The sequence below is a fragment of the Mycobacterium sp. NPDC003449 genome (assembly GCF_053588415.1).
In genome coordinates this window covers 16,819-30,555 of sequence record NZ_JBSFPX010000079.1, presented here as the reverse complement: position 1 = coordinate 30,555, position 13,737 = coordinate 16,819, and the positions used below count along the sequence as shown (strand labels likewise).

At 68.8% G+C, this 13,737-nt stretch carries 13 protein-coding genes; 9 read left to right on the top strand and 4 right to left on the bottom strand.

Annotated elements, in window-relative coordinates:
* Window positions 1–91: 91 nt before the first annotated feature.
* Window positions 92–679, top strand: coding sequence for an HhH-GPD-type base excision DNA repair protein (locus ACWDTP_RS20080; protein ID WP_450022894.1), 588 nt, complete (start codon window positions 92–94; stop codon window positions 677–679).
* 71 nt (window positions 680–750) lie between these two features.
* Here the strand turns inward: ACWDTP_RS20080 and ACWDTP_RS20075 are convergent, their stop codons facing one another.
* On the bottom strand, window positions 751–1,404 hold the full coding sequence (locus tag ACWDTP_RS20075) for a nitroreductase family protein (protein ID WP_450022892.1): 654 nt from the start codon (window positions 1,402–1,404) through the stop codon (window positions 751–753).
* A 46-nt stretch (window positions 1,405–1,450) separates the two neighbouring features.
* On the opposite strand from ACWDTP_RS20075, the gene ACWDTP_RS20070 reads away from it, so the two are divergent.
* Window positions 1,451–1,600 (top strand): DUF1059 domain-containing protein, encoded by a 150-nt coding sequence (locus ACWDTP_RS20070; RefSeq protein ID WP_018598918.1) that lies wholly within the window; start codon window positions 1,451–1,453, stop codon window positions 1,598–1,600.
* Window positions 1,601–1,681: 81 nt separating this feature from the next.
* Here the strand turns inward: ACWDTP_RS20070 and ACWDTP_RS20065 are convergent, their stop codons facing one another.
* Both ACWDTP_RS20065 and ACWDTP_RS20060 read right to left on the bottom strand, forming a co-directional pair.
* Entirely contained in the window at window positions 1,682–2,854 is a 1,173-nt protein-coding gene (locus ACWDTP_RS20065) for an Rv1157c family protein (protein ID WP_450022890.1), read from the bottom strand.
* Window positions 2,855–2,895: 41 nt separating this feature from the next.
* Window positions 2,896–3,594 (bottom strand): hypothetical protein, encoded by a 699-nt coding sequence (locus tag ACWDTP_RS20060; protein ID WP_450022888.1) that lies wholly within the window; start codon window positions 3,592–3,594, stop codon window positions 2,896–2,898.
* Between the two features lie 220 nt (window positions 3,595–3,814).
* Here ACWDTP_RS20060 and ACWDTP_RS20055 point away from each other — a divergent pair, with 220 nt between their 5' ends.
* Entirely contained in the window at window positions 3,815–4,978 is a 1,164-nt protein-coding gene (locus ACWDTP_RS20055) for a mannosyltransferase (protein WP_450022896.1), read from the top strand.
* Here ACWDTP_RS20055 and ACWDTP_RS20050 read toward each other — a convergent pair.
* The gene (locus tag ACWDTP_RS20050; RefSeq protein WP_450022886.1) at window positions 4,947–5,240 is read right to left on the bottom strand and encodes a 4a-hydroxytetrahydrobiopterin dehydratase; all 294 of its coding nucleotides are present in this window, start codon (window positions 5,238–5,240) and stop codon (window positions 4,947–4,949) included. The two genes, ACWDTP_RS20055 and ACWDTP_RS20050, sit on opposite strands and share 32 nt — an antisense overlap.
* Before the next feature lie 27 nt (window positions 5,241–5,267).
* Here ACWDTP_RS20050 and ACWDTP_RS20045 point away from each other — a divergent pair, with 27 nt between their 5' ends.
* The 6 genes from ACWDTP_RS20045 (at window position 5,268) to narI (ending at window position 13,727) form a co-directional block, all read left to right on the top strand.
* Window positions 5,268–5,660 carry a (deoxy)nucleoside triphosphate pyrophosphohydrolase gene (locus tag ACWDTP_RS20045; protein ID WP_450022884.1) on the top strand — a complete coding sequence of 131 codons (393 nt, stop codon included), beginning with the start codon at window positions 5,268–5,270 and terminating at the stop codon, window positions 5,658–5,660.
* A 129-nt stretch (window positions 5,661–5,789) separates the two neighbouring features.
* Window positions 5,790–7,007, top strand: coding sequence for a nitrate/nitrite transporter (locus tag ACWDTP_RS20040; protein ID WP_450022882.1), 1,218 nt, complete (start codon window positions 5,790–5,792; stop codon window positions 7,005–7,007).
* On the top strand, window positions 7,004–10,714 hold the full coding sequence (locus tag ACWDTP_RS20035) for a nitrate reductase subunit alpha (RefSeq protein ID WP_450022880.1): 3,711 nt from the start codon (window positions 7,004–7,006) through the stop codon (window positions 10,712–10,714). Before ACWDTP_RS20040 ends, ACWDTP_RS20035 begins: the two co-directional genes overlap by 4 nt.
* A complete protein-coding gene (gene narH, locus ACWDTP_RS20030; RefSeq protein WP_450022878.1) occupies window positions 10,711–12,354 on the top strand; it encodes a nitrate reductase subunit beta in 1,644 nt (547 codons plus the stop codon). The genes ACWDTP_RS20035 and narH overlap by 4 nt, the downstream gene beginning before the upstream one ends.
* Window positions 12,354–12,998: a nitrate reductase molybdenum cofactor assembly chaperone gene (gene narJ / locus ACWDTP_RS20025; protein ID WP_450022877.1), complete on the top strand. Its 645-nt coding sequence runs from the start codon at window positions 12,354–12,356 to the stop codon at window positions 12,996–12,998. Before narH ends, narJ begins: the two co-directional genes overlap by 1 nt.
* Window positions 12,999–13,727 carry a respiratory nitrate reductase subunit gamma gene (gene narI, locus ACWDTP_RS20020; RefSeq protein WP_450022875.1) on the top strand — a complete coding sequence of 243 codons (729 nt, stop codon included), beginning with the start codon at window positions 12,999–13,001 and terminating at the stop codon, window positions 13,725–13,727.
* Window positions 13,728–13,737 lie beyond the last annotated feature (10 nt).

The window sequence follows — 13,737 nt, the reverse complement described above, 5'->3', positions numbered from 1 at the left end:
GGTAAGCCGTGTGCGGGAAAACCGCACGCACGGATTGAAAGGGGGATGGGGAAACGGATCCGCATTGCGGACACCGCGCCCCTGACTACCAATGGGAAAACTGCAGCTTGTTCAGGATCCGGCCGCCGATGCGCTGCTGGAGGACAATCCGTTCGCGCTTCTGGTCGGGATGCTGCTCGATCAGCAGATCCCGATGGAGACGGCGTTCGCCGGGCCGAAGAAGATCGCGGACCGGATCGGTGGCGTCGACGCCACGCAGATCGCCGACTACAACCCCGACGAGTTCGTCGCGCTGTGCTCGCAAACCCCGGCCATCCACCGGTTTCCCGGGTCGATGGCCAAACGGGTGCAGTCGCTCGCGCAGGCCGTCGTCGACGACTACGACGGTGACGTCACGGCGGTGTGGACGGCCGGCGAACCGGACGGCAAAGAGGTATTGCGCCGGCTCAAACGCCTGCCCGGCTTCGGCGACCAGAAGGCCAGGATCTTCCTGGCGCTGCTGGGCAAGCAGTACGGCGTGACGCCGACCGGCTGGCGGGCAGCCGCGGGCGACTACGGCAAGGCCGGCACGCATATGTCGGTGGCCGATGTGGTGGACGCCGGGTCGCTGCAGCAGGTGCGGTCCTACAAGAAGGAGATGAAAGCGGCCGCCAAAGTCGCCAAGGCCGCCAAGGGCTGAGGCCGTTGTGCGCGAGACTGCGCACAGATCGCCATTTCGGGGGCGATCGCGATCTGGACGCAGGCTCGACGCTAGAAGGCCGGGCCGTCGAAACGCTCCCGGGTGACGATCTCGGCCACGGGTTTGCGGGTGAGTCTGGTGAACTGCCGTACCGGTTTCCCCAGCGGCAGGGTCGCCGCCAGCGCGTACTGCTCGGGGATCCCGAGCAGCGCCTTGACCTTGGGTTCCTCGGCCACCGTCATCGTGGTGAGCACGCCGCCGTAACCCTCGTTGCGGGCCGCGAGCAGGATGTTCCAGACGAACGGGTACACCGACGCGCCGGGCACCACGCCGATCCGGTCGAGATCCTGATCGAAGGCCGCGACCACGCCGAGGTCGACGCACACCACAAGGACCACCGAGGCGTCGAGGAGTTGGGTGGCCCGCGGCACCTCGACGGCGGCCAGCTCCTCGGCCGAGACACCCGCAGGATGCAAAGGGTTCCACGGATTTTCGCCCTTGCGCCGCTGGGCGATATAGCGCCGTGTTCCGGTGACGCTGAGATCGGCGAGGGCCTCGCGGGTGGCCGGGTCGCGGATCACCACCACCCGGGTGCCCTGCCGATTGCCGCCGCTGGGCGCGAAGCGCGCGTTGTCGAGGATGCGTTCCAGCACATCGTCGGGGAGGGGCTCGCCGGTGAACTGCCGGGTCGCCCCGGTCGTGCGCATGACGTCGTACAGCTCCATGGCTTCCATCCTTTTGTGTGTCGAAGACCTATGCAATGGTGAAGATATGGCGAAGACACATTTGAATTGCCCGTGCGGTGAGGCGATCACCGGCACCGATGAGGACGACCTGGTCGAGAAGGCGCAGGCCCACCTCGCCGAGGCCCATCCCGGCCGCGAGTACGACCGGGACATGATCCTGTTCATGGCCTACTGAGATCGGGTACCCCCGAACAAAATTCCCGGTCGCCGGCTGAGCCGACGACCGGGAATTCCGTTTCCCCATTTTCTGATGCGGTCAGGGCACCACCGTCGAACCGATGGTGGGCATGAACTGGCACTGCTTCTCGGTCGTCGTGACCTGGCCGAAGATGGTCGACATGATGCTGCCCGAGCCGGTGTCGGCGACCGCGGTCAGCGTCGTCGGCCCCTCCGGATTGATGTCGGGGCGCGGCTTGAGGGTCACGCTGCCGGACTTCCCGGTGGTCAGGTTGACCCAGGTGACGTTGAGCGGCAGCTTCTGCTCGGCCGCCGGGCCCGGTGTGCCCACCGCGGTGAACACGTAGGCGGTCTGGCCCGCGCCGGGGCCCGGGGCCGGGATCTTGGCCGGCCCGGCCACCGAAATCGCCGTCGCGAGCACATTTCCGCCGTCCTTCAGGCAGCCGTTGCTGATCGACGGATACATGAAGTCCTGCGTGGGCGGCGCGTCCGGCCCGAATCCCGGTGCCGCGGCGCCCTCGGGTGCCGGCGCCGGTGCGGGTGCCGCGGCCTCAGGCGCTGGTGCCGGTGCCGCGGCTTCGGGTGCGGGCGCGGGTGCGGCCGCCTCGGGCGCCGGTGCGGGCGGCGCGGCTTCGGGCGCTGGGGCCGGCGCGGCCTCGGGTGCGGGAACCGATGCGGCCTGTGCGAACGCGGGTGCGGCCTCCGGAGCCGGGGCGGGTGCGGCTTCGGGTGCCGGTGCCGGTGCGGGTGCCGCAGCTTCAGGCGCCGGCGCGGGCGCGGCCTCGGGTGCCGGTGCCGGGGCGGCCAGGGCCTGCGCGGCGGGCCCGACGGAGTGCACCGGATCGATTCCGGCGGGCAGGTGGGCATTGGTGCCCGCCCCGGCCGCCGGGACATGCTCGGGCGCGGCGCCCGCCGGCGCGGCGGCCGGGGGGGCCGCCGCCACCGGCGCGGCGGCCGGCTCGCTGATGAACTGGTTGACCGCCGTCGCGACATTGCGGGAGTCGGCCGATTCCGACTTGTTGGCCGCGAAGGCCTGGGCGGCGGCCATCAATAGCTGTGCCGCCCCGCCCGGATCGGCCGCGGCCTGCTGAATGATCGGGCTGATGCCCTCGATCGCCGACAGGCCCGGTGCCTGCGTGGCGTCGATCGGCAGCGGCGCCGGATCAGCATTGGCCACGCCGCTGCTGCCGAACAGCAGCAGGGCCGACGTGCCGACGGCGACGGCGGTGGCGAACAGCGTTTTCGATGACATGGCTCTCCCAATGCGTTTCAGCGGTCAGACCAGTTCGGTGATCAGGGCAGGCCGGCGGTCAGCAGCGGGGCGAGTGCCAACGCTGCCGGGGCGCCCGCTGCCGAGGCGGTGGGCAGGCTCGCCGCGGGGGCGACGGCGCTGGCCGCGGGTGCCGCCGCATTGGCCGCGGGTGCCACGGCGGATGCGGCGCTGGGTGCCAGGCCGGCCAGCTGGGTGCCGACCGGGGCCAGCGAGGCGAGGTCACCCGGAATGTTGACCTGCTGCGGCAGCGGCATGCCGGGCAGCTGCGGCAGTTTCACCTCGGCGGACGGGATCAGCGATCCGGGACCCGTCGCGGCGGGGGCCGAGACCGGCGTCGCCGCCGGTGCGGTGGCGCCGGGGACGAGTGAATTGGCGCCCGGCATGAGTGAGGTCGCGCCGGGGACGGCCGAGGTCGCCGCGGGCTGACCGGCGGCCGGAGTCTGCGGCAGGGTCACCGATGCGGTGGCCCCCGGCACCGGGGCCGGGGCCTGGGCCTGGGTCTGGGGGCCGGTCAGCGCCGAGGCCATCCCCTGCAGCAGCTGCGGGGCCGCGGCAGGCACGCCGGCGATCTCGTTGACGATCGGCAGGTTCGGCATGGCGGGCACGGCGGGAGCCGGGGCCGGGTCGGCGTTTGCGGTCCCGCTGAGCGCCAAGGCGATCGGTACGGCGCCTGCCGCGGCGATCATGCTGGTGGAAATTGCTTTCCAGGTGAGTTTCATGGTTCTCCCAATCGGTTGTCTGGAGGTCTGCGCCCGAAACTATCGAGTTACTGGTGGTACTCAAGTGACACGTGTGGCGGTTATTCAACCGTTACGGCAGTGACGGGAATCGGTTACCGGACCCGGCGCGGGAGATCGCCGCGATGCCGGCTGACGATAGAGTCGAGCCGTAGACACCACACCGGCCACCACCACCCCAGCAACCGCGCGGCTAACGGGCCTGGCGCCGGCGTTGCTGGTTCTCAGCATCGCGCTGCGGCTGGTGTGGACCTACCTGGTGCCCAACGGCGCGAACTTCGTCGACCTGCACGTCTACGTCGGCGGTGCGGCGGCCCTGGACCAACCCGGCAGCCTCTACGACTACGTCTACGCCGATCAGACGCCAGATTTTCCGCTGCCGTTCACCTACCCACCGTTCGCCGCGATCGTCTTCTATCCGCTGCACCTGCTGCCGTTCGGGCTGGTGGAGTTCTGCTGGCAGGTCGGCATCGTCGCCGCGCTCTACGGTGTGGTGCGGATCAGCCAGCTACTGCTCGACGGTCACGGGCGCGGCCCGGCCGACCGGCGGGTGGCGATGCTGTGGACCGCCGTGGGCATCTGGACCGAACCGGTGCGCAGCACCTTCGACTACGGCCAGATCAACGTCGTGCTCGTGCTCGCGGTGCTCTATGCCGTGTACTCGACGCGCTGGTGGGTGTCGGGGCTGCTGGTCGGCCTGGCCGCGGGGGTGAAACTGACCCCCGCGGTATCGGGGCTGTACTTCCTCGGGGCGCGCCGGTGGGCCACCGTGGTGTTCTCGGCGCTGGCGTTCTTCGGCACCGTCGGAGTCTCGGCACTCGTCGTCGGGGACCAGACCCGGTACTACTTCACCGAACTGCTGGGCGACGCCGAGCGGATCGGCCCGATCGCGACATCGTTCAACCAGTCCTGGCGTGGCGGGGTGTCGCGGATCCTCGGCCACGACGCCGGATACGGTCCGGCGGTCCTGATCGGCATCGCCGTCACCGCGGTCCTGGCGCTGCTGGCGTGGCGCGCCATCGACGGTGGGGCCGACCGGCTCGGCGGCATCGTGGTCATCAGCCTGTTCGGGCTGCTGGCGTCCCCGATCTCGTGGACCCACCACTGGGTGTGGCTGATCCCGCTGATGATCTGGTTGCTGCACGGCCCGCTGGCCCAGCGGACCGGCGCGCGGATCCTCGGGTGGGGCTGGCTCGCGCTGGTCATGATCGGGGTGCCGTGGTTGCTCAGTTTCGCGCAGCCCAGCATCTGGGAGATCGGCCGGCCGTGGTATCTGGCCTGGGCAGGCCTGATCTACATCGTCGCGACGCTGGCGACGTTGGCCTGGATGGCGGCTAACCCGGCCCGTCGGACAGAATCCGGTTGATCTCCTCGGCCATCTGGACATCCCTGGCGGTGATACCACCCGCCGAATGCGTCACAAGGGCAAAAGTCACTGTCCGCCAACGGATATCGATGTCCGGATGGTGATCCTTCTCCTCGGCGAACTCGGCCACCCGACGCACCGCGTCGATACCGTCGAGGAAGGCGGGGAATTTCACCGATCGGCGCAGGGTGCCCTCCGCGCGTTCCCAGCCGGGCAGGGTGGGCAGTGCGGCATCGACCTGATCGTTCGTTAACACAGCCATACTGCCGACGGTATACCGTCGGCGGCGATGCACACACAGATCGTGGTCGCCGGGGCGCTCATCTCGCGGTGCATGCTGCTGGTGGCGCAGCGGGACCGGCCCGCGGCACTGGCCGGGCTGTGGGAGTTGCCGGGGGGCAAGGTCGCGGCCGGTGAGAGCGATGCCGTCGCGCTGGCCCGGGAACTGCGCGAGGAGCTCGGCGTCGAGGTGACGGTCGGCGCCCGGCTCGGTGCCGACGTGGCGCTCGACGGTGCCATGACGCTGCGGGCCTACCTGGTGTCGTTGCGTGCCGGCAGCCCGCGGCCCCATGACCATCGGGCCCTGCGCTGGGTGGGCGCCGACGGACTCGACGGCCTGGCCTGGGTGCCCGCCGACCGCGCCTGGATACCGGATCTGGTGGACGCGTTGCGCGTGGGTTAGCGCATGCGTTGCACCGCAACGGGATTAATTTCGACACATCGGTGTTGCGAATTACATCTCCGTGAAACCACACATAACGTTTCCGCGAAACGCCACGTGGGGGCGCGGAGGCAATGATTACCTGGTGGGGTGAGCACGGCTACCACGCCGTACACCGGCCGGCGCCAGGGCGTGAATCTCGCGCTGGCCACCTGGGTTTCGGCGATCAATTTTTGGGCCTGGAACATGATCGGGCCGCTGTCCACCACCTACGCCGGCGATATGCGGCTGAGCAGTACCGAGGCCTCGATGCTGGTCGCCACCCCGATCCTGGTCGGGTCGCTGGGCCGGATCGTGGTCGGTTCACTGACCGACCGGTTCGGTGGCCGCACGATGTTCCTCGCGGTGACGCTCGCCTCCATCGTGCCGGTCCTCGCCGTCGGGGCGGCGGGCGCGGCCGGATCCTATCCGCTGCTGTTGGTGTGCGGCTTCTTCCTCGGGATCGCAGGCACCATCTTCGCCGTCGGCATCCCGTTCTCCAACAACTGGTATGACGTCTCCCGCCGCGGCTTCGCCACCGGAGTGTTCGGGATGGGCATGGTCGGCACCGCGCTGTCGGCGTTCTTCACGCCGCGATTCGTCGGCTGGTTCGGCCTGTTCACCACGCATGTCGTCATCGCGGTGGCGCTCGCACTGACCGCGGTGCTGTGTGTCACGGTGATGCACGACGCCCCGGCGTTCCGGCCCAACACCGACCCGGTGGTGCCCAAGCTGAGGGCCGCGATGAAACTGCCGGTGACGTGGGAGATGTCGTTCCTGTACGCGGTCGTGTTCGGCGGTTTCGTGGCGTTCAGCAACTACCTGCCGACCTACATCAAGACCATCTACGATTTCTCGGCCGTCGAAGCCGGAACCCGCACAGCGGGTTTCGCCTTGGCCGCGGTGCTGGCCCGGCCGGTCGGCGGGGCGCTGTCGGACCGGATCCCGCCCAAATACGTCGTGCTCACCTCGTTCGCCGGGACCGCGCTGCTCGCCTTCGTCGCGATGTTTCAGCCACCCCCGGACGTGTGGTCGGCGGCGACGTTCATCGCCCTCGCGGTATTCCTCGGGATCGGCACCGGCGGCGTGTTCGCCTGGGTGGCCCGCCGCACCCCGGCCCAGTCGGTCGGGTCGGTGACCGGAATCGTCGCCGCCGCAGGCGGTTTGGGTGGATACTTCCCGCCGCTGGTGATGGGCGCGACCTACGATGCGGCCGACAACGACTACACGGTCGGGCTGCTGCTGCTGGTGGCGACGGCGCTGGTGGCGTTCGCCTACACCGGGCTGCGGTTGCGGGCGCATGAACCAGGCAAGGAGCCCTCACGGTGACACGGTCCCAGAACAGAGCCCGGTCCAAGCCGCATGTCGGCGGCCGGGTGGAGGAACTGCTGGAACTCAGTGGCAGGTTCTTCACCCCGGGGCAGTTCTCCGACGATCTGCGCACCGTCAACCGCAGGGGCGGCCGCGAAGGCGACGTGTTCTACCGCGACCGCTGGAGCCACGACAAGATCGTGCGGTCGACCCACGGCGTCAACTGCACCGGATCGTGTTCGTGGAAGATCTATGTCAAGGACGGGATCATCACCTGGGAAACCCAGGAGACCGACTATCCGTCGGTGGGTGCCGACCGGCCCGAATACGAACCCCGTGGGTGCCCGCGCGGCGCGGCGTTCTCCTGGTACACCTATTCGCCCACCCGGGTGCGCTACCCCTACGCCAGGGGTGTGCTGGTGGAGATGTACCGCGAGGCCAGGACGCGCCTGGGTGATCCGGTGTTGGCGTGGGCCGATATTCAGGCCGACCCCGAGCGCAGGCGCCGCTACCAGAGCGCGCGCGGCAAGGGTGGTCTGGTCCGGGTGGGCTGGGCCGAGGCCAGTGAGATGATCGCGGCGGCACACGTGCACACGATCAAGACCTACGGTCCGGACCGGATTGCCGGTTTCTCACCGATCCCGGCCATGTCGATGGTCAGTCATGCGGCCGGGTCCCGGTTCGTCGAACTCATCGGCGGGGTGATGACCTCGTTCTACGACTGGTACGCCGATCTGCCGGTGGCCTCCCCACAGGTGTTCGGCGACCAGACCGACGTACCCGAATCCGGCGACTGGTGGGACGCGGCGTATCTGATGATGTGGGGTTCCAACGTCCCGGTCACCCGCACGCCCGACGCGCACTGGATGGCCGAGGTGCGTTACCGCGGCACCAAAGTGGTCAGTATCAGCCCGGATTACGCTGACAATACCAAGTTCGCCGACGAGTGGATGCCGTGCGCGGCGGGCACCGACGGGGCCCTGGCGATGGCGATGGGCCACGTCATCCTCAGCGAATGCTTTGTGCAACGGCGGGTTCCGTACTTCGTCGACTATGTGCGCAGATTCACCGACCTGCCGTTCCTGGTGAAACTGGAGGACCGTGACGGAACCCTGGTTCCCGGGAAGAACCTCACCGCCGCCGATCTGGGCGGAGAGGTCGCCGCACAGGAGAATGCGGCGTTCAAGCCGGTGCTGCTCGACGGGGCCAGCAACAGTGTCGCGGTACCGCAGGGCTCGTTGGGTTTCCGGTTCGGCAACGACGGTGCCGGCAAATGGAACCTCGATCTCGAGGGCCTGTCCCCGGCACTGACGGTCGCCGACGATATCGGAGAGACCGCCGAGATCTGCCTGCCGCGTTTCGACACGGTCGACGGCAGCGGCGCCACGGTGCGGCGCGGCGTCCCGGTGCGGCGGGTCGGCGACCATCTGGTGTGCACGGTGTTCGATCTGATGCTGGCCCAGTACGGGGTGGCCCGGGACGGCCTGCCGGGTGATTGGCCCACCGGCTACGACGACGCCACCCGGCCCTACACCCCGGCCTGGCAGGAGGCGATCACCGGGGTGTCCGGGGCCCAGGCGATCCGGGTGGCGCGCGAATTCGCCCGTAACGCCGAGGAATCCGGCGGCCGGTCGATGATCATCATGGGCGCGGGCATCTGCCAGTGGTTCCACGGGGACGCCACCTACCGCGCGGTGCTGGCCATGCTGCTGCTGACCGGATCCATGGGCCGCAACGGCGGCGGCTGGGCACACTACGTCGGCCAGGAGAAGTGCAGGCCGGTGACCGGGTGGGCGACGATGGCGATGGGCACCGACTGGTCGCGCCCGCCGCGGCAGATGGCCGGAACGTCGTACTGGTACGCCCACACCGACCAGTGGCGTTATGACGGGTATCGGGCGGACGCGTTGTCGAGTCCGGTCGGGCGGGGCCGGTTCCGCGACAAACACACCATGGACGTGCTGAGCTCCGCGGTGGCCATGGGGTGGACGCCGTTCTATCCGCAGTTCGACCGCTCCAGTCTCGACGTCGTCGACGAGGCGAAAGCCGCCGGCCAGGAGGTGCCCCGGTATGTGGCCGAACAGCTCGCCGGGGGCGGGCTCACGCTCGCCGTCACCGACCCGGACGATCCGGCGAACTGGCCGAGGGTCCTCGACGTCTGGCGGGCCAACCTGCTCGGCTCGTCGAGCAAGGGCAACGAGTACTTCCTGCGACATCTGCTGGGCACGACCTCCAATGTGCAGGCGGAGCCGGCCGGGGCTGAAATGCGGCCCAAGGATGTCGCCTGGACCGAGGGCATCCCGGAGGGCAAGCTCGACCTGCTGATGTCGATCGACTTCCGGATGACGTCGACGACCCTGCTCTCCGACGTGGTGCTGCCCGCCGCCACCTGGTACGAGAAGGCCGACCTGTCCAGCACCGATATGCATCCCTATGTGCACGCGTTCAGCCCCGCGGTCGATCCGCCGTGGGAAACCCGGTCGGACTTCGATGCGTTCGGCGCGATCGCCAGAGCGTTCAGCGCACAGGCGGCCAAACACCTTGGCACCCGCACCGATGTGGTGCTGGGCACGCTGCAGCACGACACCCCCGGGGCGATGGCCTATCCGTCCGGCGCGGAACGGGATTGGCGTGCGACCGGTGAGATCCCGGTTCCGGGAAAGACCATGGGCCCGCTGGCCGTGGTGGAACGCGATTACGGCGCGATCGCCGAGAAGTGGGCCGCGCTCGGCCCGCTCGTCGACACCCTCGGCGTGACTACGAAAGGCGTCACCACACACCCCGAGGAGGAGGTGCGCGAACTCGGCGCGAAGTTCGGTGTGATGGATTCCGGTGCCGCGGCGGGCCGCCCGGCGATCACCACCGCCGAGCGGATGGCCGATGTCATCCTGGCGCTGTCGGGCACCTCCAACGGCAGGCTCGCCGTGGCAGGGTTCCGGGAGCTCGAGCGACGCACCGGGCGCAAGCTGGTGCACCTGGCCGCGGGCAGTGAGGAACGCCGGATCACCTACGCCGATACCCAGGCCCGCCCGGTGCCGGTGATCACCAGCCCGGAGTGGTCGGGCAGCGAGACCGGCGGGCGTCGCTACGCACCGTTCACGGTGAACATCGAGGAACTCAAACCGTTCCACACCCTCACCGGGCGGATGCACTTCTACACCGACCACGACTGGCTCGAGGAACTCGGCGAGCAGCTGCCCATCTACCGGCCGCCGCTCGACATGGCCCGGCTGTTCGGCGAACCCGAACTGGGGCGGAAGGGGATCGGCCTGACGGTGCGCTATCTGACCCCGCACTCCAAGTGGTCGATCCACTCGGAGTACCAGGACAACCTGTTCATGCTGTCGCTGTCGCGCGGCGGCCCCACCATGTGGATGAGCCCGGACGATGCCGCGAAAATCGAAGTCAAGGACAATGACTGGGTCGAGGCGGTCAATCGCAACGGGGTGCTGGTGTGCCGGGCCATCGTCAGCCACCGGATGCCCGACGGTGTGGTGTACGTCTACCACGCGCAGGAACGCACCATCGACGTGCCGCTCACCGAGACCACCGGAACGCGCGGTGGGATCCACAATTCGTTGACCCGGCTGCTGATCAAGCCGAGCCATCTGGCGGGCGGGTACGCACAGCACTCGTACGCGTTCAACTATCTCGGTCCGACCGGCAATCAGCGCGACGAGGTGACGGTGGTGCGGCGCCGGAGCCAGGAGGTGACGTACTCGTGAAAGTCATGGCACAGATGGCGATGGTGATGAACCTCGACAAGTGCATCGGCTGCCACACTTGTTCGGTGACCTGCAAGCAGGCCTGGACGAACCGCTCGGGCACCGAGTACGTGTGGTTCAATAACGTCGAAACCCGCCCGGGACAGGGCTATCCGCGCACCTATGAGGATCAGGAGAAGTGGCGGGGCGGTTGGCGCCTGGACCGGCGTGGCCGGCTGCGGCTGCGCGACGGCGGCAGGCTGGCCAAGTTGGCGCGCATCTTCGCCAATCCGAAGCTGCCCTCGATCGACGACTACTACGAACCGTGGACGTACGACTACGAGAACCTCACCTCGGCGCCACTGGGCGAACAGATGCCGGTCGCACCGCCGCGCAGCCTGATCAGCGGTGAGCCGATGAAGGTGTCGTGGTCGGCGGCATGGGACGACGACCTGGGTGGGTCGCCCGAGATCGTCCCCGGCGATCCGGTGCTGCAGAAGGTCAGCGAGCAGGTGCAGCTGGAACTGGAGCAGGCGTTCATGTTCTATCTGCCGCGGATCTGCGAGCACTGCCTCAACCCGTCGTGCGTGGCGTCCTGCCCGTCCGGCGCGATGTACAAACGGTCCGAGGACGGGATCGTGCTCGTCGACCAGGACCGCTGCCGCGGCTGGCGGATGTGCGTTTCGGGATGTCCTTACAAGAAGGTGTATTTCAACCACAAGACCGGCAAGGCCGAGAAGTGCACGATGTGCTATCCGCGCATCGAGGTCGGCATGCCGACGGTGTGCTCGGAAACCTGTGTGGGACGGTTGCGCTACCTCGGGCTGGTGCTCTACGACGTCGACCGGGTGCTGGAAGCGGCGTCGGTGCCCGACGACGCCGACCTGTACGAGGCGCAGCGGCAGATCCTGCTCGACCCCACCGACCCGGAGGTGATCGCCGGGGCGCGGGCCGAGGGCATCTCCGACGAATGGATCGAGGCCGCGCAGCACTCACCGGTGTACAAGCTGATTCACACCTATGGTGTCGCGCTGCCGCTACATCCGGAGTTCCGCACCATGCCGATGGTGTGGTACATCCCGCCGCTGTCGCCGGTCGTCGACGCGGTCAGCCGCGACGGGCATGACGGCGAGGACGTCGGAAATCTGTTCGGGGCGCTCGAGGCGCTGCGGATTCCGATGGAATACCTGGCCGGGCTGTTCACCGCGGGGGACACCGCCGTCGTCGAGGGTGTGCTGCGGCGGCTGGCGGCGATGCGGTCCTATATGCGCGATATCAACCTGGGCCGCGAGACCCAGCCGCACATCCCGGCGGCGGTCGGCATGACCGAACAGCAGATGTATGACCTGTACCGGCTGCTGGCGATCGCGAAATACGATGAGCGCTACGTCATCCCGACCGCCTACGGCACCGATGGCGGGTCGCTGGAGGAGCCGGGCTGCTCGCTGTCGTTCGACGGCGGGCCCGGTATGTACGAGTCGGGCCCGTTCGGCGAGGCAAGCGGGGGGCCGGTCGCGGTGGCGGTGGAGACCTTCCACGCGCTGCAGCACCGGCAGACCACCGACGGCATGGCCGCCAACGCCGAGCATCCCTCGCGGGTCAACCTGCTCAACTGGGACGGCAGGGGAGTGCCCGCGGGGATGTTCCCGGGGGACCGGTGATGAAGCGTCGCGGCCGGGCCTGCGACACCCTGCAGGACCGGGCGGTGTGGCAGGCGGCCTCGCTGCTGCTGACCTATCCCGACGAGGGGCACAGCCGCCGCCTGGCCACGGTCGACGGTCTGCTCGCGCACGTGACCGGCCCACCGGCCGGGTTGATCGCCGAAACCCTCGCCGCGCTGGGGGATCGGGAGGTCATGGCGCTGGCGGTCGAGTACGTCGAGACCTTCGATCTGGACAAGCGGGCCACCATGCTGCTGACCTACTGGACCGGTGGCGACACCCGCAACCGCGGCGCGCAGATGGTGGCATTCACCCAGGCCTACCGGGCCGCCGGGGTCGCACCGCCGGAACATGAAGCGCCCGACCATCTTCCGGTGGTTCTGGAGTTCGCCGCCACCGTCGACCCGGATGGCGGGCGCAGGCTGCTCTGCGACCACCGGCTGCCGATCGAGGTGCTGCGCCACGTGCTCACCGAATCCGGCTCGCCCTACGCCGCGGCCGTCGCCGCGGTGTGCGCAACGCTGCCCGACGTCGCCGACGGCAACGCGCAGCGGCTCCTGCGTTCCGGGCCGCCGGCGGAATCGGTGGGCCTGCAGCCGTTCGCGCTGACCGTGCCGCCGCGCCGGGTGCAAGGAGGAGTCTGAATGTCGGGTTGGGAGATCTTCTGGGACGTGGTGCCGTACGTGACCCTGGCCGTGGTCGTGGTGGGCCTGTGGTGGCGGTACCGCTACGACAAATTCGGCTGGACCACCCGCTCATCGCAGCTCTACGAATCGCGGCTGCTGCGGATCGGCAGCCCACTGTTCCACTTCGGCATGCTGGTGGTGATAATCGGGCACCTGGTCGGGCTGTTGATCCCGGAATCCTGGATGGACCTGATCATGAGCGATCACGTCTACCACCTGCAGGCCGTGGTCCTCGGCGGTATCGCGGGTGCGGCCGCCCTCGCCGGGATCGTGTTGCTGATCTACCGGCGCCGCGCCACCGGACCGGTCTTCATGGCCACGACCGTCAACGACAAGACCATGTACGCGGTGCTGCTGGCCGCGATGGTCGCGGGTTTCACCTGCACGCTGATCGGGGCGACCCCGTCCGGGGCCGAGCACGACTACCGCGAGACCGTGTCGCCGTGGTTCCGGTCGATCTGGATCCTGCAGCCGCGGGGCGATCTGATGGTGCAGGCGCCGCTGTACTTCCACATCCACGTGATGATCGCCCTGGTGCTGTTCTGCCTGTGGCCGTTCACCCGGCTGGTGCACGTGTTCAGCGCGCCGATCGGGTATCTGTTCCGGCCCTACATCGTCTACCGCAGCCGCGATGTCGCCAAGCACGGGGAGCTGGTCGGCTCCCAGCCGCACCGCCGCGGCTGGTGACCGAACCCGA